Annotated in this window: 22 protein-coding genes; 17 read left to right on the plus strand and 5 right to left on the minus strand. The window is 35.2% G+C overall.

Annotation, left to right across the window (positions count from 1 at the left end; genetic code table 11):
* Positions 1–24: 24 nt before the first annotated feature.
* The 7 genes from fsa (at position 25) to P0Y62_02130 (ending at position 6,884) form a co-directional block, all read left to right on the plus strand.
* Positions 25–678 (plus strand): fructose-6-phosphate aldolase, encoded by a 654-nt coding sequence (fsa, locus tag P0Y62_02100; protein WEK70349.1) that lies wholly within the window; start codon positions 25–27, stop codon positions 676–678.
* Between the two features lie 5 nt (positions 679–683).
* A complete protein-coding gene (locus P0Y62_02105; protein ID WEK70350.1) occupies positions 684–1,529 on the plus strand; it encodes a transketolase in 846 nt (281 codons plus the stop codon).
* 106 nt (positions 1,530–1,635) lie between these two features.
* Positions 1,636–2,589: a transketolase C-terminal domain-containing protein gene (locus tag P0Y62_02110; GenBank protein ID WEK70351.1), complete on the plus strand. Its 954-nt coding sequence runs from the start codon at positions 1,636–1,638 to the stop codon at positions 2,587–2,589.
* A 117-nt stretch (positions 2,590–2,706) separates the two neighbouring features.
* Positions 2,707–3,891 carry a galactokinase gene (galK, locus tag P0Y62_02115; GenBank protein WEK70352.1) on the plus strand — a complete coding sequence of 395 codons (1,185 nt, stop codon included), beginning with the start codon at positions 2,707–2,709 and terminating at the stop codon, positions 3,889–3,891.
* Positions 3,860–4,924, plus strand: a complete 1,065-nt coding sequence (locus tag P0Y62_02120; GenBank protein ID WEK70353.1) for a UDP-glucose--hexose-1-phosphate uridylyltransferase — start codon at positions 3,860–3,862, stop codon at positions 4,922–4,924. The genes galK and P0Y62_02120 overlap by 32 nt, the downstream gene beginning before the upstream one ends.
* A 193-nt stretch (positions 4,925–5,117) precedes the next feature.
* The gene (locus tag P0Y62_02125; GenBank protein ID WEK70354.1) at positions 5,118–5,567 is read left to right on the plus strand and encodes an Hsp20/alpha crystallin family protein; all 450 of its coding nucleotides are present in this window, start codon (positions 5,118–5,120) and stop codon (positions 5,565–5,567) included.
* Positions 5,568–5,702: 135 nt separating this feature from the next.
* Positions 5,703–6,884 (plus strand): cation:proton antiporter, encoded by a 1,182-nt coding sequence (locus P0Y62_02130; protein ID WEK70355.1) that lies wholly within the window; start codon positions 5,703–5,705, stop codon positions 6,882–6,884.
* A gap of 101 nt (positions 6,885–6,985) precedes the next feature.
* On the opposite strand, the gene P0Y62_02135 is transcribed toward P0Y62_02130, so the two are convergent.
* From P0Y62_02135 to P0Y62_02150, 4 genes are all read right to left on the minus strand, one after another.
* Entirely contained in the window at positions 6,986–7,459 is a 474-nt protein-coding gene (locus P0Y62_02135; GenBank protein WEK70356.1) for a PaaI family thioesterase, read from the minus strand.
* A gap of 72 nt (positions 7,460–7,531) precedes the next feature.
* Positions 7,532–7,972, minus strand: coding sequence for a GNAT family N-acetyltransferase (locus P0Y62_02140; protein WEK70357.1), 441 nt, complete (start codon positions 7,970–7,972; stop codon positions 7,532–7,534).
* 123 nt (positions 7,973–8,095) lie between these two features.
* Positions 8,096–9,499, minus strand: a complete 1,404-nt coding sequence (gene lpdA, locus P0Y62_02145; GenBank protein WEK70358.1) for a dihydrolipoyl dehydrogenase — start codon at positions 9,497–9,499, stop codon at positions 8,096–8,098.
* A gap of 56 nt (positions 9,500–9,555) precedes the next feature.
* A complete protein-coding gene (locus P0Y62_02150) occupies positions 9,556–10,152 on the minus strand; it encodes a TetR/AcrR family transcriptional regulator (GenBank protein ID WEK70359.1) in 597 nt (198 codons plus the stop codon).
* A gap of 484 nt (positions 10,153–10,636) precedes the next feature.
* Here P0Y62_02150 and P0Y62_02155 point away from each other — a divergent pair, with 484 nt between their 5' ends.
* The gene (locus P0Y62_02155; GenBank protein WEK70360.1) at positions 10,637–11,698 is read left to right on the plus strand and encodes a ketoacyl-ACP synthase III; all 1,062 of its coding nucleotides are present in this window, start codon (positions 10,637–10,639) and stop codon (positions 11,696–11,698) included.
* 15 nt (positions 11,699–11,713) lie between these two features.
* On the opposite strand, the gene P0Y62_02160 is transcribed toward P0Y62_02155, so the two are convergent.
* On the minus strand, positions 11,714–12,658 hold the full coding sequence (locus P0Y62_02160) for a beta-1,6-N-acetylglucosaminyltransferase (GenBank protein ID WEK70361.1): 945 nt from the start codon (positions 12,656–12,658) through the stop codon (positions 11,714–11,716).
* Positions 12,659–13,103: 445 nt separating this feature from the next.
* On the opposite strand from P0Y62_02160, the gene P0Y62_02165 reads away from it, so the two are divergent.
* The 9 genes from P0Y62_02165 (at position 13,104) to P0Y62_02205 (ending at position 22,286) form a co-directional block, all read left to right on the plus strand.
* Positions 13,104–14,222, plus strand: coding sequence for a DEAD/DEAH box helicase (locus P0Y62_02165; GenBank protein WEK70362.1), 1,119 nt, complete (start codon positions 13,104–13,106; stop codon positions 14,220–14,222).
* 51 nt (positions 14,223–14,273) lie between these two features.
* Entirely contained in the window at positions 14,274–14,468 is a 195-nt protein-coding gene (locus P0Y62_02170; GenBank protein ID WEK70363.1) for a cold-shock protein, read from the plus strand.
* Positions 14,469–14,732: 264 nt separating this feature from the next.
* On the plus strand, positions 14,733–15,191 hold the full coding sequence (locus P0Y62_02175) for a MaoC family dehydratase (GenBank protein ID WEK70364.1): 459 nt from the start codon (positions 14,733–14,735) through the stop codon (positions 15,189–15,191).
* Positions 15,192–15,387: 196 nt separating this feature from the next.
* Complete coding sequence (locus P0Y62_02180) at positions 15,388–15,882, plus strand: hypothetical protein (GenBank protein ID WEK70365.1); 495 nt, start codon at positions 15,388–15,390, stop codon at positions 15,880–15,882.
* 32 nt (positions 15,883–15,914) lie between these two features.
* Complete coding sequence (gene chrA, locus P0Y62_02185; GenBank protein ID WEK70366.1) at positions 15,915–17,039, plus strand: chromate efflux transporter; 1,125 nt, start codon at positions 15,915–15,917, stop codon at positions 17,037–17,039.
* Positions 17,040–17,499: 460 nt separating this feature from the next.
* Positions 17,500–18,939 carry a TolC family protein gene (locus P0Y62_02190; protein ID WEK70367.1) on the plus strand — a complete coding sequence of 480 codons (1,440 nt, stop codon included), beginning with the start codon at positions 17,500–17,502 and terminating at the stop codon, positions 18,937–18,939.
* Between the two features lie 12 nt (positions 18,940–18,951).
* Positions 18,952–19,947 carry an HlyD family efflux transporter periplasmic adaptor subunit gene (locus tag P0Y62_02195; protein WEK70368.1) on the plus strand — a complete coding sequence of 332 codons (996 nt, stop codon included), beginning with the start codon at positions 18,952–18,954 and terminating at the stop codon, positions 19,945–19,947.
* 39 nt (positions 19,948–19,986) lie between these two features.
* Positions 19,987–21,132: an ABC transporter permease gene (locus tag P0Y62_02200; protein WEK70369.1), complete on the plus strand. Its 1,146-nt coding sequence runs from the start codon at positions 19,987–19,989 to the stop codon at positions 21,130–21,132.
* Positions 21,129–22,286 carry an ABC transporter permease gene (locus P0Y62_02205; GenBank protein ID WEK70370.1) on the plus strand — a complete coding sequence of 386 codons (1,158 nt, stop codon included), beginning with the start codon at positions 21,129–21,131 and terminating at the stop codon, positions 22,284–22,286. The genes P0Y62_02200 and P0Y62_02205 overlap by 4 nt, the downstream gene beginning before the upstream one ends.
* Positions 22,287–22,378: the final 92 nt, after the last annotated feature.

Below are 22,378 nucleotides of genomic sequence, written 5' to 3' on the forward strand. Positions count from 1 at the left end.
TAAATAAAGTTAACAATATAATCTATGAAATTTTTTATTGACACTGCCAATCTGGATCAGATAAGGGAAGCTCAGGATCTGGGAATTCTTGATGGCGTTACAACCAATCCGTCCCTGATGGCAAAAGAAGGAATCAGCGGAAAAGAAGCTATTTTGAAGCATTACAAAGATATTTGCGAAATTGTAGACGGCGATATTTCGGCAGAAGTTCTTTCCACGACTTATGAGGAAATGATCAAGGAAGGCGAAGAGTTGGCAGCCATTCATCCCAATATTGTAGTAAAAGTTCCCATCATCAAAGACGGAATCAAGGCAATCAAATATTTTTCGCAAAAAGGAATGAGAACTAATTGTACCTTAATCTTCTCTGCAGGACAGGCACTTTTAGCGGCAAAAGCAGGAGCAACTTACGTTTCTCCATTCTTAGGAAGACTGGATGATGTTTCCACCGATGGTCTTCATTTAATCCAGGAAATCAGAACCATTTTCGATAACTATGGCTATGAAACTGAGATTTTGGCAGCATCTGTTCGCCATTCGATGCACATCATCAACTGTGCAAAAATTGGCGCCGATGTCGTAACTTGTCCTTTGCCACCGATTTTGTCATTGCTGAAGCATCCTTTAACGGATTCCGGCTTAGAGCAGTTCATCAAAGATTCACAAAAAATGCAATAAAATATATGCACGATATTCAAAAATTAAAAAGTATTGCCTCACAGGTTCGCAGAGATATTGTGAGAATGGTTCACGCCTGTCAGTCGGGACATCCGGGTGGTTCATTAGGGTGCACAGATTTTCTCGTAGCTCTTTATTTTGATGTGATGAAGAGAAAAGAAGGATTTGATATGACGGGGAAAGGTGAAGATGTCTTTTATCTTTCCAACGGTCATATTTCTCCTGTTTTTTACAGTGTTTTGGCGCACTCAGGATATTTCGACAAATCGGAGCTGGTAACTTTCAGAAAACTGAATTCCAGATTGCAGGGACATCCGACGACGCACGAGCATCTTCCGGGAGTTCGTATTGCTTCGGGCTCGCTTGGACAGGGAATGTCTGTGGCAGTCGGTCACGCAGTCGGAAAGAAATTAGATAAAGACCCGAATCTTGTTTTCAGTCTTCACGGTGACGGCGAATTGCAGGAAGGACAAAACTGGGAAGCGATTATGTATGCCTCTCACAACAAGGTTGATAATCTTATCGCCACCGTAGATTATAACGGACAGCAAATTGACGGACCGACTTCCAAAGTACTTTCTCTGGGAAATCTTAAAACTAAGTTTGAAGCCTTTGACTGGAAAGTTCTTGAAGTGGAAAACGGAAATGATATGGAAGAAATTCTGAAAGTTCTGGACGAAGCCAAATCTTTAACAGGAAAAGGTCAGCCGATTTGTATTCTCCTCAAAACAGAAATGGGTTACGGTGTCGATTATATGATGGGAACTCACGCGTGGCACGGAAAAGCACCAAATGACGAACAATTACAAAAAGCTTTAGATCAACTCGAAGAAACTTTGGGCGATTATTAATTCGTTGTTGGTTGATTGTTTTTAGTTGATAGAAAACAAATTAATGTCTACAATCTACTTCAACTTCTGACAACCATCAACTGACAACCATCAACAGATAAAAACAATGAAAAAATATACCTACACAGAAAAAAAAGACACCCGAAGCGGTTTCGGAGCAGGAATAGCAGAATTGGCGGATAAGAATCCCAACGTTGTCGGACTTTGCGCAGACCTTATCGGTTCTTTAAAATTTGAAAAATTCATCGAAAAAGCACCGGAACGTTTTTTCCAGATCGGGATCGCGGAAGCCAATATGATCGGAATGGCTGCAGGCTTGGCAACAGAAGGCAAAATTCCTTTCACGGGAACCTTCGCCAACTTTTCTACGGGAAGAGTGTACGACCAGATTCGCCAGTCGGTGGCTTATTCAGGGAAAAATGTGAAAATTTGTGCTTCCCACGCTGGCTTAACTTTAGGTGAAGACGGTGCAACGCATCAGATTCTGGAAGATATCGGATTGATGAAAATGCTTCCGGGAATGACGGTGATCAACACCTGCGATTACAACCAGACCAAAGCCGCAACCATTGCCATTGCAGATTACGAAGGTCCGGTTTATCTAAGATTTGGAAGACCGGTAATTCCTGTTTTTACTGATGAAAATCAAACATTTGAAATCGGAAAAGCGTGGATGGTGAATGAAGGAAAAGATGTAACGATCGTTGCAACAGGGCATTTGGTTTGGGAAGCTATTAAAGCCGGAGAAATTCTGGAAGAGCAGGGCATCGATGCGGAAATCATCAACATCCACACCATCAAACCATTAGATTCTGAAGCGATTTTAAAATCTGTAAAGAAAACAGGTTGCGTAGTTACGGCAGAAGAACACAATAGACTCGGCGGATTAGGCGACAGCGTTGCACAGCTTCTGATTACAGAATATCTTGCACCTCAGGAATATGTTGCCGTAAATGACAGTTTCGGAGAAAGCGGAACGCCCGATCAACTGATGGAAAAATACGGTTTAACTGCGAATGATATCGTAGCAGCGGTGAAAAAAGTAATGAAGAGAAAATAAAACAATTGCGTGATCTAATCTTTTAGCCACGAATTCGCAAATTTTTTTTAAAGAAAGATAAATTTTTATTAGTGCATTCGTGGCTAAAAGATTTAAAATCATAAATTGCAGTTATATATGCAGGAAAATTTAATCAACCACACAAAAGAAGCATTTCGGTCATTTTTTCAGTCAGAACCTGAGAGAGTTTTCCTCGCTCCGGGAAGAATCAATATCATTGGAGAGCACGTCGATTACAGTGATGGTTTTGTACTTCCGGCTGCCATTGATAAACATATTTGTTTTGCCGTAAAAAAAACGGATGATTCTACAATTTCTTTTTTTGCCAAAGATTTTAACGATTCTTTCAGTTTTGATGTTAACGAAAAACAGTTTCCGGTTTCACAGATCTGGGTTAATTATTTGTTGGGCGTTTTCAATGTCATTCAGGAAGCGAGAAAAGAAGTCGGAGGTTTGCAGATTGCTTTCAGCAGTACGATTCCGATGGGTTCAGGTTTGTCATCATCGGCAGCTTTGGAATGTGGTTTTGCTTATATTCTCAACGAAATTTTCAATTTACATTTAAATAAAAAAGAAATAGCAGTCATTGGTCAGAAGTCCGAACATACTTTTGTAGGCGTAAAATGCGGAATTATGGACCAGTTTTCTTCAGTCTTCGGAAAAGAGCATAAAGTGATTATGCTCGATTGCAATTCTTTGGAACATCAGTATTTTGAAGCCAATATAGATGGTTACAGCTTGGTCCTTTTCGACAGTTGCGTGAAACATACCCATCTCACTTCCGGCTACAACGACAGAAGAAGAGATGTTGACAACGGCAAAAAAATATTATGGGAAAAGTTTCCCGAAATACAGAAATTCAGGGATTTCAGTTTTGAAATGCTTGACGAGGCAAGAACAGAAATGGGTGAGATTTCATACAAAAGATGCTTTTATCTTCTTAAAGAAATCAAAAGGGTGGAAAAAGCCGCAAAAGCTTTGTCAGAAGGTGATGTAGAATATCTTGGCCAGCTTTTGAACGAAACACATTCCGGACTTTCTACAGAATTTGAAGTAAGCTGTGATGAACTCGACTTTATGGTTGAGGAAACTTTAAAGGAAAAAGGCGTTTTAGGAGCAAGAATTATGGGCGGCGGTTTTGGCGGTTGCAGCATTAACCTTATTAAAGATGAAAATGTAAGTAGCGTCATTGAAAATATCAGTGCTCAATACAAACAGGCGTACAACATCGGCATGAAAGTCTATCAAGTAAAAATATCGGACGGAATTAATGAATACTACAGAAATGAAATCGTCATTTAATCAAAAAGACCATCCTCACAGAAGATATAATCCGCTTTTGGACGAGTGGATTCTGGTTTCTCCGCAACGTGCAAAGCGACCTTGGCAGGGGCAAACAGAAAAAACATCGGAAGAACAGCTTCCGGCTCACGACCCGAATTGTTATTTGTGTTCAGGAAATGTTCGTGTTAATGGTGAAAAAAACCCAGATTACAAAGGTGTCTATGTTTTTGATAATGATTTCGGTTCTCTGATGAAAGATGATGTTGAATTTTCTGAAGAAAGCTCTGATTTTTTTTCATTAAAACCTGAAAGAGGAATCAATCGTGTCATTTGCTTTTCGGAAAATCACAGTCTAACACTGCCTGAAATGGAAGTTGATGACATCAAAAAAGTCGTTGATGTTTGGCAACAGCAATATGAAGAGTTAGGAAATCTGGATTACATCAACCACGTTCAGATTTTTGAGAATAAAGGTCAGGTGATGGGCTGCAGCAATCCGCATCCTCATGGTCAGATCTGGGCGCAGTCTTCGATTCCTTCGATTGTTTCAAAAACGCAGGAAAATCTTAAAAAATATTTTGACAAAAACGGAACTTCACTTTTAGAAGATTATGTGAAAAAAGAGCTGGAAATTAATGAAAGAATAATTCTTGAAAATGAGGATTTTGTTGCAATAGTTCCTTTCTGGGCAGTCTGGCCTTACGAAACGATGATCGTGAGCAAAAGAAAGATTGAAAACTTGATTGAATTTTCTGAAAACGAAAAATTATCTTTAGCATCAATAATAAAAGATTTAACCACGAAATACGACAATCTTTTTGAAATTTCTTTTCCGTATTCAGCCGGAATCCATCAGTCGCCAACCGATGGAAAACCTCATCCAGAATGGCATTTTCATATGCACTTTTACCCGCCATTGCTGAGAAGTGCAGAAGTGAAAAAATTCATGGTTGGTTACGAAATGCTCGCTGAAGCTCAACGTGATATTACGCCAGAGCAGAGTGCGGAGATACTGAAGAGTCTTTCTACACTTCATTATAAAAACAGATAGTTCTTATTATTTTCATTACTTTTAATAAGAATCTTATTTATGATTGTCAATTTGACATAAAACTGAAATTTTGACAGTTTTTATGAAAAAAAATCCTGTTTTTTAAATTGGTATTTTTTTTGAAATAAATTTGTAAACAGCTGGCCAGTTGAGGTTTAAATAATACATTGTTTAACTTTAAAAGAACATTATTATGAATCTTATTAAGAAAAATTGGAGTAATCTACCAGGAGTTCCAAATCTTTTTGATGATTTTTTTAATCGTGAACTTTTTAATTGGGGGAACAATAATTATTCATCAACAAGTACTACTGTTCCTTCAGTCAATATTGTAGAAAATGACGAGGCTTACCAAGTACAAGTAGCTGCTCCTGGTATGGAGAAGAATGATTTTGAAATTAAACTTGATGGACAGCTTCTGACTATTTCTTCATCTAAGCAAGATAGTAACGAAACCCAGAAGGGAAATTATACCCGCCGGGAATTCAGCTATCAATCATTCCAAAGAAGTTTTGAATTGCCAAAAGATGTTGTTGATCAGGAAAATATTCAAGCCAAATATGAAAATGGTTTATTGATGTTGACTATTCCTAAAAAGGAAGAAGCCAAACAGAAACCACCAAGAGTAATTGAAATACAATAATAACCTTTAATTGCATAGTGAAACAAGCCTCAAGATGAGGCTTGTTTTTATAAAATCAAGCTACTGCAACTAATCGTACTACTTACATTGTATGACTGAATACTACTAAAATACTAACGCTATAATACAGAAAATATGCTTTGGACAGTATGTGTTTTATGTATGACAACGTTGGGATTGATGTTTTTGCTGAAAAAGCTGAATCAGCCCTACCTTATTGCTTATATTATTGCGGGGATATTACTTGGTCCTCATGTACTGAAACTTTTTACGCAACCTGAAGAAATAGAAGTAGTCGGAGAAATCGGTATCCTGCTGCTGATGTTCTTTATAGGGATGGAAATCAATATTCCTAATAAAAAGAGCTTAATTATTAAGCCTTTATTAGCACAGGGTATAAAAATAATTTTAAGCCTGTTTTTTGCCTATTTTATTGGAAGATTTCTTGCTCTTGATGATAAAAGTATTGTGCTCATTGCCATGCTTTTTACATTTAATAGTACCGCCGTTGTGGTTGAATTTTTAAAGAAACACGGTACTATACATACAGCGTTCGGAATTGTTATTCTGAATATTTTGCTGTTACAAGATCTCCTTTTAGCACCTGCTTTGACAATACTGAAATTTTGGAATGGTGAAAAGTATAATTTTTTTAATTTTATTTTACCCTTAGCTGTTTGCGTAGTCATTTTCTTTATATTCAGAAAGATAAGACATATCAGGGAAATCAATTTTTCGTATTCTTTTTTAGAGAATGATCATGATTTACAGGTTTTTTCGGGACTTTTTATTTGCCTCGGATTTGGTGTTTTGGCAGAAATAATAGGCATGAGTGCTGCATTGGGAAGCTTTATTGCCGGAGTTTTGGTGGGAAAGATAAAAGCTTTTCACTGGCTTGAGCACTCTCTGCTGCCTTTTAAGGTTTTCTTTGTCTCGCTGTTTTTTGTATCCATTGGTCTTCGCATGGATATACCTTATCTTATATCTAATTATAAACTCATTGTTTTAGGTACTATAGTTGTACTGGTAAGTAACAGTATTATGTCCGCTATTTTTTTCAGGTTATTAAACTTCAAATGGAAAGACAGTCTTTACGGAGGGGCATTACTTTCGCAAACGGGAGAGTTTGGAATTCTGGCACTGTCTATCGCTTACAAAACAAATATTGTGGAATACGAACTTTACAAAGCCGGGTTGGGAATTACCTGTCTCTCCCTGCTTTTTTCCACTCTATGGATCAGTATCGGAACAATTTTTAAAGAACATAAAACTACTGTTAATAAAGATCATGTTAGTGAACACTTTAAGCATCATTAGTTTACTTATAAAAATTGTTCCTTTCAGAAATACTGATTGTATAAAAATTAGGATTTAATCTGATAAATATGGAAAGTAATAATATTATTTATTATTTAAGACTACCTTCCTGCTGCTTTTTCTCCCTTTAAAGTCATCACAGTGCTGGTTACCATTGCCACTTTCTTTCCGTCACTGCGAAAAATTTCGCAGATATAATGGCTTAAGTTTTTTCCATTCTGTAAAGCTGAGGCTTTAGCAGTAAGCACATTATTAAAAGTAGGTCTGTAAAAATTGATTTTTAAATCTACAGTGGTAAAGGATTCTCCTTCCGGAATGAAGGTAGAGTGGGCTGTTCCGATTGCTGCATCTGCCAGCTCACATATTAATCCGCCGTGGATGGTTCCTTGTTGGTTGCCATGTTGTTCTTTTGTTGTATTGATTTGTACTGTTGCTGTTCCTAGTCCGATTTCTTTGATGCTGATCCCCAATGTTTCCGATATCGGTGTTGGATATTGCATATGCGTGTACATCTCGGAAGTAAGCTTGCCTTTTATCATATTGTTTAAATAATCGAGTATTGACAGCTTTGCCATAAGTATTTTTTTTACGGTTTAATAAAAATTGAGCTTGAAAATTGTTTTAGCCTGCTATTTTATTTTTAATATTTATTCCAAAAGACTCATGTGGATAATTGGATAATTTTTACCCGAGCCGTCTTTTTCAGATCTTCCCGTTTTTCTAAAGCCCAGTTTCTCGTAAAAGCCAATGGCTTGATGATTTTGTTCGTTGACATCGACCTTTTTAATTTCCTGTAGATCTTTCATAAGATGAAATAACTTCTTTCCATAACCTTTTCCACGATTGTCGTTATGAATAAAAAGCATTTCCAGATTTTCTTCTGATACCGATGCAAAACCTATTGGTTCTCCCTGTTCGATAAGCAGGAATACTTGTAGGTTGGGAAGATAATCCGTCGGGATAACCTTTCTAAAATGGAGGAAATCTTCTTCATTAAGGAAATCATGGGTAGCTTTAACCGCAGATTCCCAAATTTCCATTATTCTTGGGTAATCATCTTTGATGGCAAGTCTTATGTAGTGTGACATATTATAAAATTAAGATAAATAAATGACCGATAAAATAGTACGATACATTTATCGTTGATGTGACATATAATTGATTTGTTGTAATTGATTTATGATTTCAAGAACTAAGTCCTTGATCTTTATTTAAATATTGACCGATGCTCTTCCTGAAGCAATAGTATAGGCTTCTTTCAATACCTCCGAATAAGTCGGATGGGCATAGCAAATTGAGGCCATATCTTTCGCAGTAATCTCATATTCTAAACCAACAACTGCCTGTGCAATTAAATCTGAGGCTCTTGCACCAATGATATGTACACCTAAAAGTTCGCCATATTTCGGATCAGAAAGTACTTTTACAAAACCATCCGTTTCCATTCCTGCTCTGGCTCTTGCATTTACTGCAAACGGAAATTTACCAACATTGTATTCTACTCCCTGTTTTTTTAATTCTTCTTCTGTTGCACCTACGGAAGCAACCTCTGGCCAGGTATAAACTACTGACGGAATACGGTCATACGCAATATGTGATTTTTGCCCATTAATTCTTTCAACTACAAATGCAGCTTCTTCTTCGGCTTTATGGGCAAGCATGACACCACCAATAACATCGCCGAGAGCGAAAATATTTGAGGCTGTTGTCTGGAGTAGTTCATTTACTTTAATCGTCCCATTGCTGTTGAGTTCAATGTTGGTATTTTCTAAGCCTAAATTAGTCACATAAGGTTTTCGGCCAACAGCTACTAAAATGTAATCAGCGGTCAGTTCCTGTTCAGCTCCTTCTTTACTTCTAAAATAGACTTTGGCTTTATCACCGAGGTTTTCAGCTTTGTAAACTGACTCTTTAAGCTTGATTTCTACGCCCTCTTTACTTAAAATTTTTGTCAGTGTACTTCCCAGTTCCTGATCCATATTGGCAATCAGATTATCGGCATACTCTAAAATAATTACCTGGGTACCAATTCTATTGAAGATTGAAGCCATTTCTACCCCGATCACACCTCCGCCAATAATAATGATGCTTTCAGGCTTTTCTTTCATGGCCAATGCTTCAGTCGAAGTAATGATCCTTTTTTTGTCGATAATAACTCCTGGAATAGTTGCCGGTTTTGATCCGGTTGCAATAATGAACTTATCTGATTTAATAATTGTTTCTGTTTGATCTTCGTGTATGATTTTCAACGATTCGTTGTTGAGAAAAGTACCTGAACCCTGTATAACTTTAATTTTATTCTTTCTCATCAGGTAATCCAGACCTTGGGTATTTTTAGCCACTACATCTGTTTTACGTTTAAATACTTTTTCATAATTGAGTTGTACTTCTGAAAACTCGATCCCATGATTTTCAAAATTTTTAACTGCATCTGCATAATGGTGAGTGCTATCTAATAATGCTTTAGTTGGGATACAGCCCACGTTGGTACAAGTCCCGCCCAAAGTACTGTATTTTTCGATTATAGCAGTTTTGTACCCCAGTTGAGCACTTCTTATTGCTGCTACGTAGCCGCCGGGACCAGACCCGATAACGGTAATATCAAATTCTTCCATTTTAATTCTTATCTAAAGTTACAATAAACCGATCGGTCTATTTTTTGGTAAAAAAATTATATCTTTAAGTTATTAATCAGTTTTTCTAAAAAAGACATTGCAATTTTTAGCTCTGTCATATGACTGTTTACTTTTGCCTGCATAAATGCTCCTTCGATCATTGAAATCATGATCACTGCTATTTCGCTTGGATCAGTATCTGCTTTTATCTCATTTCTTTCTATACCGCGTTTTACTTGATTTTCAATAGATGTTTTCCAAAAAACTAGCGCTTTTTGGGCACGTTCTTTTAGTTTTGGATGCGTATCATCAGCTTCTGTAGAAGTGTTTAAAATCGGACAGCCAGCCTGTAAATATGAGTATCTGAAATAATTTTTATACGTTTGAGGATAAACCAGCAATCGTTCGATAGAATTCTCAGTAGCTAATATGCGTTCTTTCATATGCTGTGTTACCTTACCAAAATTATGATCAAAAACGCTGAGTGCTATCTCATCTTTGTTCTCGAAATTACCATAAATGCAACCTTTCGAAAGTCCCGTAGCGTTCATTAAATCATTTATCGATGTACCTGCATAACCTTTTGTATTAAAAACAGGAGCCGTTTTCTCAATAATCAGTTGTTTGGTATTTTCAGATTTTGTGGTTTTCATAAGTAGAAATTCTAATCTGTAACAAAAGTAAATAAAAAAATAAAACGATCGGTCTTTTTTTTGATTATTTTATTTTCCCGCTTTAGGCAATTTTACTGAACACGGAATTAATTTTTTATAAAATGAAAATGTAAGAAAAAGTAAAAAGTTTCTTAAACCGTTAATTTATAAAATTATTAAAAATTTATATTTTTTAATAGTAGTATTCATTTTTAATCAGCTAACTTTAATACCGGAAATGAATTTTTTAAAATAAATGAATATATTTTGTGTATTCATTAGTTATCTTAAGATTCTGTTTTCAAAATAACAATGTATTAATATTGCAATGTCTTAATTATTTTATTAAAAAAATATTTAAATTTATAACTTATTATAATGTTCATAAACCTCTTGTTGAATAGCAGGAGGTTTTACTAATGGGTAATTAAAATTGATGTATTGATGCTTAAACTTTTAAAAATATTAACAAGTAAATATTCAAATGACAAGTAAGATAATAGGTGTTGGAAATTGTATACCATCTGAAACGATAACTAATTTATTCTTTGACAAACATATTTTTTTAGATGATAAGGGAGTATTATTAAAAGATAACAATTTCGCTATTACAGAGAAATTAAAAAAAATAACAGGTATAGAGGAGAGGAGATACGCAAATCGTGAACAGGTAACTTCTGATCTCGGATTAATTGCTGCTCAGGCGGCGATAGAAGATTCGGGAATAGATCCTGAAAGTTTAGATTATATCATTTTTGCCCATAATTTTGGAGACGTCAGATTTGGAACCGTTCAATCGGATATGGTCCCAAGTCTTGCGGCAAGAGTTAAGCATTCTCTAAAAATCAAGAATAACCTTTGTGTAGCTTATGATGTACTTTTTGGATGTCCGGGCTGGATCGAAGGTGTCATTCAGGCCAATGCCTTTATAAAAGCTAATATTGCCCGCAGATGCTTAGTAATTGGGGCGGAAACCCTTTCACGGGTAGTCGATATTCATGACCGTGATAGTATGATTTATGCTGACGGTGCAGGTGCTGTAATTATTGAAGCTAATGAAAAAGATGATTCAGGTATAAAATCGCATTTATCTTCGTCGCATACCTATGAGGAAAAAGATTACCTGTATTTTGGAAAATCTTATAATAACGATGGTTGTCAAGATACTAAGTACATAAAAATGGATGGTCGGAAAATATATGAGTTTGCTCTTTTAAATGTTCCTGATGCTATGAGAAAATGTCTTGATCAGAGCGGATATGGAATACATGATATAACCAAAATTATTATTCATCAGGCTAATGAAAAAATGGATGAAGCCATCGTAAACAGGTTTTATCAGTTGTATAAAGTAACAGCTCCCGATAATATTATGCCTATGGTAATCCATAAGCTTGGTAATAGTAGTGTTGCTACAATTCCCTCTTTACTTACCATGATTTTAAAAGGAGAACTGAAAGAACATTCCATAGAAAAAGATGATATTGTACTTTTTGCTTCTGTAGGAGCGGGGATGAATATCAATGCACTGATCTATAAATTTTAAACTCACTTATAGAGATCAATTATTGTATTGGTCTCTTTTTAATTCTTTTTCAATTTCGTCGATCTCTGTTAGAGGAAGGAGATATGTATCTTCAATATAACTTAGGATATTTTCATCAGTTTTATGATTTATTTTTCTGATGAAAATTTGATTGCTGGATTTCAGAGATTCTATATAATTTAAAGTGTCTTGTTTGCTCTGAAAAAATGATTGCTCAAAAACTGCTCTTTTATCATCATTAACGATAATGTCATTAAATGAAGTATTCATGAGAACTGTCTGAAAAAATGATTCAGCAGGTAAAAAAGTATGGAGATAATAGTCTTCAAAATCCAATACTTTTTTGTTGTTTGTTAAGAATGCACAGGTATTTCTTGTAAAAATAAACCATTTTCCTCCAATATAAGGCGTTATTCCTTTCATAAATTCTCTTTTATAAATAAAAGAGGAAATCTTATAAGCTAATTCAGTAAAATGATTTTGTATTCTTTTTAATGTATCGGGTCTGAAAAATTTTTGGTCATAATAAAATAGATAATTTCGTCCGTTATTAGCCGTAAGAAATTTCCGTATTATTTGCTGAGATTTAAGTGGATGGTCTTCGCCGCTCAGGTTGATAAAATAGTCCCATTCCAAACTTGCATTCAAGAGAAATTCCATCGCATTAAGTTCGGCTTGTATCATGCTGAATCCTCCTGAAACAATATTTAAGCTTTCTAAAATATAAACATTCGGAAATTGGGAGATGTATAGCTGTATTTCTTCGGTTACTTCAGACTTAGCTTTTCTGTCGATATGAATAAGATAGATTTGGTCTTTTGTGTAGATTTTCTGAAACATTGCCTTGAATACATTAGGTTTATGATGAACCATAATGAAATAAGCGATTTTGACAAGAGAAGTAATTGGTGACTTCTGGTGTTGAACCTGAGGATTGGTGATAGGAAAGGCTGTTTGCATATCATGGACATTTAAAATCATCCGCATAGCAAATAATTTGGTTAACGTGCGTAAGGTATGAATATATTTTTGATAATCAATTAATTAAATGTTGTGGTGTTTGCTTTTTTTTATTGTAGGTTTGCAAAACATTTATAAAAACAGGTTACTGCCTTTGCTATTCTGTAAGTTTAAAATCACCATTTTCTTTTTCCAGTTTTGCTTTTTCAGCTACCAATTTATACTCCTCAATTCAGGCAACGGAATTTAAGGGATTATAAAGTCCTATGATCAATAGGAGCGATATGTTATTGCAGATCATTCAACAGTATTTTAACGGTATTGTACAGATAAAGCAAGCAAAATGATAAACCGGAAAAGTATTCTTTATTTGTTTATCCTAATACACCAATTCAAATTCTGATTAACAGATTTGCTTACCAACTACCGGAAGACCGGAATTATAATGAGTTTTAAAAATTTAAACTTAATCAATCCAATTATTCGTGCTGTTACAGAAGCCGGGTATTCCAAGCCTACTGCGATACAGACAGCGGCGATTCCACACATTTTGTCAGGAAAAGATATTATAGCATGTGCCCAAACCGGTACAGGAAAAACAGCAGCATTTGCAATGCCTATCCTGCAGTTGTTAAAAAAAGATGCTCCTGAGCACAAAGAAATAAGAACGCTCATACTCACACCAACGCGGGAATTGGCAATACAGATTGAACAGAATTTTGCTATTTACAGCAAGTATTTACCTTTATCACAACTTTCTATTTTTGGAGGTGTTTCAGTGGGCGGACAGCTTGCGGCGCTTAGAAAAAGAGTAGATATTCTGGTGGCTACACCTGGTCGATTACTGGATTTGGTTAATCAAAGACATATTGATCTTTCTAAAATTGAAATACTTGTTTTAGATGAAGCAGACAGAATGCTTGATATGGGTTTTGTGAATGATATAAAAAAAGTGCTGAGGCTGGTTCCCCAGAAAAGGCAAACTTTGTTTTTTTCTGCCACAATGCCTACAGATATAAGGACATTTTCTGAAACAATCTTGAATAATCCTGTAGAGGTTACGGTAAATCCTGTATCTTCAACAGCCCAGACCATTAAGCAATCTGTATATTTTGTAGAAAAACGAGATAAGACAGGATTGCTGATCGACCTCCTGCAAAATGAAAATATGAGGCGTTCATTAGTTTTTACCCGTACTAAACATGCTGCCAATAAATTGGTCCAACAGTTGGAAGGTGTAGGAATTTTTGCCGCAGCTATTCATGGGAATAAATCTCAGTCCGCAAGGCAAAATGCACTTGATGATTTTAAAAGCAGTAAAATTAAAGTTTTGGTTGCTACAGATATTGCAGCCAGGGGAATTGATATTGATGATCTTCCTCATGTTGTAAACTATGAACTGCCTAATATTCCTGAAACTTATGTTCACCGGATCGGAAGAACAGGAAGGGCAGGAGCAGAAGGTAATGCAATTTCGTTTTGTGACATGGATGAGCGTATAGATCTTAAAAATATTCAAAAACTGATAGGATTCATCATGCCCGTAAGGTCATTTTATAAATAAAAATCTGTAGAGTTTACAGAAAATAATATATAATTTTTAATACTAATTACAATGCAACAAGGCACCGTAAAATTTTTCAATGAAGCAAAAGGCTTCGGATTTATTTCTCCTTCAGATGGAGGTAAAGATATATTTGTACATTCATCAGGATTAAGCACAAGAGCAATCCGTGAGAATGATAAAGTAGTTTTCGATGTACAGGAGAGCGATAAAGGTTTAAATGCTGTTAATGTAAAACTGGCATAATTAACCTTATTATCTGTATGAAATAATATTATTTCAATTTCAGTATCATATTTTTACAACTCAAGAGTCCAATAACCTTTTGTATTTGGATGTATTGTTTGAAACAGCATTGATGTAAGTTAAATTACTTTCATGTTCATTGACCTCTTGCTTTATGTAAGAGGTTTTTGAAAATTCAATAAGATTATAGATAATCCAGCGTTAATAATAGAGATGTGGATGTTTGTATTATTATTTCCTAATCATAAAACAAAATAATATAAAATGATTATTATTAATAATTTTAATGAATATAAATTGCTGGAAGGTAAGATGATCGGGACTTCTTCCTGGCATACCATACATCAGGCTCAGATCGATAAATTTGCCGAAGCAACATTGGACTTTCAGTGGATTCATGTAGATGAAAAAAAAGCACAAAGCGAAAGTCCTTTTAAATCGACTATTGCCCATGGCTATTTAACACTATCACTCATTCCTTACCTCTGGAAACAAATTGCAGAAGTAAGAAATGTAAAAATGGAGATAAATTATGGAATTGAGAACTTTAAATTCGGTCAGCCGGTTCCAGTAAACAGTGATGTGAAATTACAGGCTACGGTAAAATCAGTAATAAATCTTAAGGGAACCGTAAAAGTCGTGGTTGAGGCAAAACTTCTCATAAAAGATCAAACCAGACCATGTTATACGGGAGATGTTATTTTTCTGTATCACTTTTTATAAGATATTCCAAATAATTTTTCTTTTTACCACTTGTAAATGAGGATTTTATTCCGTTTAAATATGCAGAGACTTTAAAGTCTCTTTTTTTTTGTATTGAAAAACACAAGAAAAAAATTATCATGCTATAAATCTGTGTAATTTTATAAATGGAAAAATATATAATTTCACTCTTGATCACATCTTGAAAACTCTATATATGAAAAGCATATTTATCATTTCAGCAATATGGGTATTATCATCCTGTAACCAATCAGATAGTAATCAGGCGGTTTTGCAAAATCGTATCGACAGTCTGCAAACCCAATTAAACAGTTGTTATAAACCTGGATTCGGGGAGTTTATGAGCGGTGTGCAGGTTCATCATAACAAGCTTTGGTTTGCCGGCATTAATCAAAACTGGAAGCTTGCAGATTTTGAAGTCGGGGAAATTCAGGAAAGTATAGAAGGGATCGGAAAGTATTGCAAAGATCGTCCTGAAACTAAGTCTTTACCCATGATTAATCCTGCGTTGGATGCTATACGGAATGCTATTCAGCAACAAAATAATACAGCCTTTAAAGAAGACTATATTACTTTGACCAATACCTGTAATTCCTGCCATCAGGCAACCAAGCATGAATTTAACGTCATTACCGTTCCATCTGCGCCTCCTTTTAGCAATCAGGATTTTAAATTGCATAATGAAAAATAATAGCTATTCAATTGATGAATTTATAATAATGCATGGAAAAAGAAACCAAACTGAAAGAACTTGCAGGTATTTTTCTAAAATTGGGGATTACAGCTTTTGGAGGACCAGCTGCTCATATTGCCATGATGAGGCAGGAAGTCGTAACAAAGCGGCAATGGATGACCGAACAGCATTTCCTGGATATGATAGGGGCAACCAATTTAATACCCGGACCCAACAGTACGGAAATGGCAATTCATATCGGGCAAGACAGAGCAGGCTGGAAAGGACTTGTTGTAGCGGGATTATGTTTTATATGTCCTGCGGTTCTCATTACTTTATTTTTTGCCTGGCTGTATAAAGAATATGGTCAGCTTCCGGAAGTTCAGCCCTTTATTTATGGGATAAAACCAGCGATTATATCGGTTATTTTAGCTGCGATTTATCCTTTAGCCAAGAAATCTCTGAAAACGTTACAACTCTGGATGATTGGTATAATTGTTCTGATTTTATCTTTATTGGGTATCAATGAGATCTTTCTCTTATTTGGAGCAGGTTTTTTGGCTGTATTATTATACCTTATCAATAAGCGAGGTGAAGTATATTCCTTTATTCCGGCGGTATTATTTCAGATTCCGGATTCCGGTTTTATCTCATCTAAAAATTTTCATCTTTTTCTGGCTTTTCTTAAAATCGGTGCTATTCTGTATGGAAGCGGATATGTCTTGTTTGCTTTTTTAGATGCTGAATTGGTAGCAACGGGCTTGCTGACGAGACAGCAACTGATAGATGCTATTGCTGTAGGACAATTTACGCCGGGCCCGGTCTTTTCTTCAGTTACTTTTATCGGGTATCAGATTAATGGCTTTTCTGGGGCTGTATTTTCTACCATTGCTATTTTTCTGCCTTCGTTTATATTTGTAGCAATGCTCCATCCATTGATGAGAAAAGTACGGAATTCAAAACTTTTGTCCGCATTTTTAGATGCAGTAAATGTAGCATCAGTAGCTATAATTGCGGCTGTGTGTTATGAAATGGGTAAAGACAGTATTGCAGATTGGCGTACTGCAGTCATTGCAGTGGTAAGTCTGGTTTTTGTATTGAGGTTTACTAAAGTTAACAGTGCTTTTGTAGTATTGGGAGGGGCTTTATTAGGGTTTTTGCTGTTCAGAATTTGAAATCTAAAAAGAATTGAAGAGATCATTGTCATGAATTGTTTTTCAATAATAATTTGTTTCAAGTAAAATGTATTAAGACAATAGGTTATAACCTCATTATAAATTCATTAAAATTGCATTAGGGGAGTAATTTTTTTTAAATTTTTATTAGAACTGAAACATATTAATATTTTTTAATACTTTCTATGGTGAATTAATTAAAATAATTTGTATTTTTATAAGACAAACCAATATTAATAAGTAGTTATATGAAAATTTATCTTGTTTTAAATCTTGTTTCACATTCTCATATAGACTAAACAACTGTATATACAATCACCAGTTTTCTGTCAAAAGAATGTTCAGCTTCTCTTATTCGAAATCAATTCATTGAGCATCATTCCTTTGTAAAGTTTTTTCGATTATAAATTACAATTAAAACTTTACAGCAAACAATATCTTAATGCTGAAAATAATGTATATGCAAATTATACGATTACAAAAAATAATACCGATATGTTTTGTACTGGTTTCTGCAAATATCTTTTGCCAGAGTCTCAGTCTGCAACAATGTATCAATAATGCAATAAAAAATAATACTGCGATAAAATTGGCAGAACAATCTTTGGAAACAAGGGAAAAACTTGTGAAGTCCAATAAAAATAATAATTTACCGAAGGTTGATTTACTTGGAGGCTACAACTATATTGGGGAACCTATTAAAATTAATCTTCAGCAGGTAAAAGGCGGAATTGTAGAGGGATCGGCACAACAAAGCGTATCTTCTGCCAATACTGTTTATCAGCAGATCACCGGGAATGCTCTTCCCCAAAGTGTACAGGATGTTATTTACCAGACTTCCAAAGATATTATTAATGCGGTCTATCCCAATTATAATCCTGCAATTGCAAAACAAAGTTATTTTTTAGCCGGTGTTTTGGTAAAGCAGCCTATTTATTTGGGAGGTAAGCTGAATGCTTCACAAAGACTTTCGGAACAGCAGGTGGAAAGCGGAAAAGCCAATTTAAAATCTTCAAAAGATCTTGTCACTTATAATATCATATTACAATATATTCAGATCATGTATCTCAATTCGATGATTGAGAAGCAGCAAAAAAGTGTTGCGTCTCTTCATCAGAACGAAAAATATGCTGAAAATCTCTTGAAATCAGAAATCATTCCTCCTTATCAGAAAAATTGGGCAGATATTGCGAAGAAACAAGGAGAAACCAATCTTAAAAACCTGAATCTTGAAAAAGAAAATGCATTGCTTACTCTTAAAGATTTAATGGGAATTTCATTAGACGACCCCTTGGAAATTACTGAGATGTTAACCGAAAATACGGAGCTTCCAACATTTTCCAATTCAGAAAATAATGCAGATATTAAATTCCTTCAAAGCAAAAAAACAGAAGCAGAAACAGGGCTTATGATTACCAAATCTCTTTCGAAGCCGAATATTTTTGCCATTGGAAACTATCAGTTTTTCAGAAAGGATCTTCCTTTGATTACGCCTCCCTGGCTGGTCGGGATAGAAATGCAGTGGACACTCTTTGATCCCGAAAGGAGATCCAGAAATCAGGCATCGGAATCCATTATAAAAGAAGCTGATCTGTTAATAGAACAGAAACAGAAAGCCGTCAATCTTGCAACCAGAGTAGCACAGAATAAGCTTATCAGCCTGAAAGAACAGAGTGAAATTTTTGATGATTCAAGAAAACAGACTTATACAACTACTGAAATGGTAAGAAAACGATTGGAAAACAGTCTTGCTTCTGTGAAGGATGTTAATGATGTACTTCAATTACAGTATGAAACCGAAAAATTGTATTACACCTCACTCGTTGCATACCAGACGGCGTTGGCAACTTATTTTTTTATTACCGGGAATCCCGAAAACATGATCAATTATATTCCATAAAATCAGAACAAGATGAAGAACTTTATAAAAAATTACTGGGCGGTTTTTATTCCTTTGATTGTTTTGGCTATTGCGGTTATATACCTTCTTAGAAATAAATCTTCACAAGTCGATAAGGATGCCGTTATCGGAATGGTTGATGCGGAATTTGTAGATGTGTCTGCTTCATTACCCGGAAGAGTGGTCGATTTGTTGGTAAAACAAGATGATGAGGTGAAAGAAGGGCAGGTTGTTGCCCAGATGAAAACTTCAGAGATAGAAACCATTCAGTCACAGGTTTCCGAAGCTGTAACGATTGCTCAAAATCAACTGAATAAGGTCGATCGAGGGGTAGAACCTGAAGTTTTAGCTTCAGCAAAGAATCTCCAGCAGATTGCACAGCAGCAAATGGATTTAATGAATAAAACCTATTCGCGTTTCCAGAACCTTTATTCTGAAGGGGTGGTTTCCGGACAGGAAAGAGATATTGTTTATTTTAAATATAAAGCGGCCCAAAAAGAGCTTGAAACAGCAAAGCTGAATGTACAGCTGCTTGAGCGCGGAAGTAATGATGAGCTTAAAAACTCAGCAAAATCGATTCTGAATCAGGCAAAAGATGCAGAGAAGCTTACGGAGCAGATTAAAGATAATGCCTCTATAAAAGCTCCTGCTTCCGGAAAAATTTCAACCGTTATTTCAAATAAAGGCGAAATGGTAAATGCAGGATATCCTATGATGACCATTCAGAAAGATAATTCCTATTTTGTAAAATTCAATCTCCGTCAAAGTCAGATGAATAAAATAGATAAAGGAACATCTGTAACAATGAAAATCCCGGGATGTACGCCGGAAGAAGTGAAAGGTGTTGTATCAGAACTGGCTCCTGCATTAGGATATGCGGATTGGGTACCCGAAAAACAGAACGGAGAATTTGAGCTGAGAACATTCCAGATAAAAGTAAAGCCTGAAAATATGAGTTCAGTTAAAGGACTTCGTCCAGGTATGACTGCGCAACTGATTTTACCATAATATTATTTTTAATTTAAATTGAAAACCATTAGCCAAATTATGCTGCGAGAATGGAAGCGAATTTTTTCGATTCCTAACTTTTATGTGGTTTTACTGGTGATTCCGCCGATTATTTTTATTTTTTACGGTTTTATTTATCAGAAGCAATTTGCCAAGGAGCTTCCAATGGCAGTTTGGGATGAAGATCGCTCTTCAGTTTCCAGAATGCTTACAGATATGATGGAACAGAATGAATATATACATTTTACCCATACAGCTTTCAGTAATTCAGAAATCGAAAGCCTGATGAAAAAAGGTGAAATTTTTGGAGCTGTTCATTTTCCGAAAAATATGGAAGCGGATGTAAAGAAAGACCATCAGTCGAATATCACGCTATATACGAATGGTGCTTATCTTGTTCCTGCGAAGATGATCTATAAAGGAGCTGCAGAAGTCATTATCAAAGGAGGACTTGCTGTAGTTCTTCAAAAAGCGGAGAAACAGGGAATGCCCGCTGAAAAAGCGAATACTTTGGTTCAGCCCATTAAGCTGAATACAACAACGTTGTACAATCCAGATTTTAATTATCAAATGTATCTTACTCCGGGTCTCATAACTGTAGGTTTACAAATGGCCTTAATCGTGGCGTCTGTTCTCATCTTAAATTTAGAGTTTAAAAGAAATACAATTGATGAGCTTTTGAAGATTTCAACCTCTTCCTCACAGATTTTTATAGGAAAAATGTTGGCGCATCTTTGTATTGCATGGATTCTTTTTTTATTGGTTGCTTTTTTGGTGTTTCCTATGTATCATTTAGAAAAGCCAGAAACTTATTTTAATTTCTTCATTATGTATACTTTGATGTCTCTTGCTTGCATCGGTATAGGGATGATGGTTTCAGCAATTTCAAACAATCTGCTTTTGGTAACGGATATTGCATTGTTTTTTACTTCTCCGGCTTTTGTATTCAGTGGATTTACATTTCCAAGAACGGCAATGCCTTGGTATGATCAGTTTTATGCAGAAATAATGCCTTACACACACTTTCTGGACGGATTTATTAAAGTTTATTTTATGAAACTTCCAATATCTTATGCAATGCCGGAAATTTATAAACTGTTAATATTTATTGGGGTTACTTTTTCACTTGCTATTCTTTTTTTCCAAAATAAAGTGAATACTTATCTTAAAAATAAAGAGGTGTGAAAGAAATATTCCAAATCATAAAACGAGAGGCCCAAAACGTTTCAAAAGATTCAAGTCTGTTTATGATTTTACTTTTGGCTCCGATTGTGTATGCCTTTATGTATGGAAGCATTTATCTGAACAAAGGAGAAGAAAAAGTAAAATTAGCTTTAATTGATGCAGATGGAACAGCGATATCAAGACTGTTGACGGATCAGCTTAATTCTACTCCGATGATTGATATAATTCCTGCTTCCGATATTTCTGAGGCCAACGAAAAACTATATAATGGAGAGATCGAAGGGTATTTTTATATCCAGAAAGATATGGAAAAGTATATTCTTTCCCAAAAACAGGTCAATGTAAATCTCGTTTTGAATGCTTCCCGGTTTTTACCTTCCAGTGACTTATTAAGTGCGGTAACTAAAGTTTGTCTTACGGTTGGAGCTGGTGTGCGAAAAACCTATTTCAACAAACAAGGAATGAATGAGGATCAGTCGATGAAAATGACGAATCCAATTAATATGGATTACCGTCCGTTGTACAATTCTGGGATGACGTATGGATCTTTTTTATTGCCGGGATTATTGGCCATAATTTTGCAACAGACTTTATTGATAGGTGTTGCAGCTAGTTTTGCTTCCGAAAGAGAAGATAAAAAACTGACTAATCTTTATCAACTTTCAGGACGCAATATTTCTAAATTACTTATTGGGAAGAGTTTTTTATATTTCATTATTTTTATGATTTTTGGGTTATTTTTTACCACCATAAATTTCTCAGTTTTTGATGTGGAAATAAGAGGGAATTATTTAGATTTGGCTTTGTTAATGGCTCTTTTTATAGCTACAATATTAGTTTTTGGAATGTTCATTGGAAGTTTTTTTAAATCCAAGCTTTTCACATTTCAAGTGATGGTTTTTTCGTCTTATCCGATATTTTTGATAACGGGATATTCTATGCCGTATCAGGCTTTACCTAAATTAGTTCAATTGTTCTCGGATATGCTTCCGACAACACCTTTCCTGAAGGCCTATCTTTCCATCGTTCAGGCAGGTGGTAGTTTAAAAGATAATTTACCGTCAATACTTCACCTGACAGCTTTGTTATTACTATTTATGGTTTTATGCATGATTAGATGTAAAGTCATTATCAATTATAAATCCAGTAACTGATATCAAAAAATTATAGATTCTGCTTCTTTAACTTTATATCATTTGATCACGCTTCTTCTTGTAAGTAGGTGTATTTTTTTAATTAATCATCT

Source organism: Candidatus Chryseobacterium colombiense, assembly GCA_029203185.1.
GTDB lineage: Bacteria > Bacteroidota > Bacteroidia > Flavobacteriales > Weeksellaceae > Chryseobacterium > Chryseobacterium colombiense.

Excerpts from the sequence above, each read along its gene's own strand:
- chrA (WEK70366.1), top strand. The coding sequence starts at position 15,915 with ATGGAAAAAGAAACCAAACTGAAAGAACTTGCAGGTATTTTTCTAAAA.
- P0Y62_02175 (WEK70364.1), top strand. The coding sequence starts at position 14,733 with ATGATTATTATTAATAATTTTAATGAATATAAATTGCTGGAAGGTAAG.
- P0Y62_02150 (WEK70359.1), bottom strand. The coding sequence starts at position 10,152 with ATGAAAACCACAAAATCTGAAAATACCAAACAACTGATTATTGAGAAA.
- P0Y62_02190 (WEK70367.1), top strand. The coding sequence starts at position 17,500 with ATGCAAATTATACGATTACAAAAAATAATACCGATATGTTTTGTACTG.
- lpdA (WEK70358.1), bottom strand. The coding sequence starts at position 9,499 with ATGGAAGAATTTGATATTACCGTTATCGGGTCTGGTCCCGGCGGCTAC.
- galK (WEK70352.1), top strand. The coding sequence starts at position 2,707 with ATGCAGGAAAATTTAATCAACCACACAAAAGAAGCATTTCGGTCATTT.
- P0Y62_02120 (WEK70353.1), top strand. The coding sequence starts at position 3,860 with ATGAATACTACAGAAATGAAATCGTCATTTAATCAAAAAGACCATCCT.
- P0Y62_02105 (WEK70350.1), top strand. The coding sequence starts at position 684 with ATGCACGATATTCAAAAATTAAAAAGTATTGCCTCACAGGTTCGCAGA.
- P0Y62_02140 (WEK70357.1), bottom strand. The coding sequence starts at position 7,972 with ATGTCACACTACATAAGACTTGCCATCAAAGATGATTACCCAAGAATA.
- P0Y62_02170 (WEK70363.1), top strand. The coding sequence starts at position 14,274 with ATGCAACAAGGCACCGTAAAATTTTTCAATGAAGCAAAAGGCTTCGGA.
- P0Y62_02195 (WEK70368.1), top strand. The coding sequence starts at position 18,952 with ATGAAGAACTTTATAAAAAATTACTGGGCGGTTTTTATTCCTTTGATT.
- P0Y62_02125 (WEK70354.1), top strand. The coding sequence starts at position 5,118 with ATGAATCTTATTAAGAAAAATTGGAGTAATCTACCAGGAGTTCCAAAT.
- P0Y62_02180 (WEK70365.1), top strand. The coding sequence starts at position 15,388 with ATGAAAAGCATATTTATCATTTCAGCAATATGGGTATTATCATCCTGT.
- P0Y62_02135 (WEK70356.1), bottom strand. The coding sequence starts at position 7,459 with ATGGCAAAGCTGTCAATACTCGATTATTTAAACAATATGATAAAAGGC.
- P0Y62_02130 (WEK70355.1), top strand. The coding sequence starts at position 5,703 with ATGCTTTGGACAGTATGTGTTTTATGTATGACAACGTTGGGATTGATG.
- fsa (WEK70349.1), top strand. The coding sequence starts at position 25 with ATGAAATTTTTTATTGACACTGCCAATCTGGATCAGATAAGGGAAGCT.
- P0Y62_02160 (WEK70361.1), bottom strand. The coding sequence starts at position 12,658 with ATGCAAACAGCCTTTCCTATCACCAATCCTCAGGTTCAACACCAGAAG.
- P0Y62_02200 (WEK70369.1), top strand. The coding sequence starts at position 19,987 with ATGCTGCGAGAATGGAAGCGAATTTTTTCGATTCCTAACTTTTATGTG.
- P0Y62_02165 (WEK70362.1), top strand. The coding sequence starts at position 13,104 with ATGAGTTTTAAAAATTTAAACTTAATCAATCCAATTATTCGTGCTGTT.
- P0Y62_02155 (WEK70360.1), top strand. The coding sequence starts at position 10,637 with ATGACAAGTAAGATAATAGGTGTTGGAAATTGTATACCATCTGAAACG.
- P0Y62_02110 (WEK70351.1), top strand. The coding sequence starts at position 1,636 with ATGAAAAAATATACCTACACAGAAAAAAAAGACACCCGAAGCGGTTTC.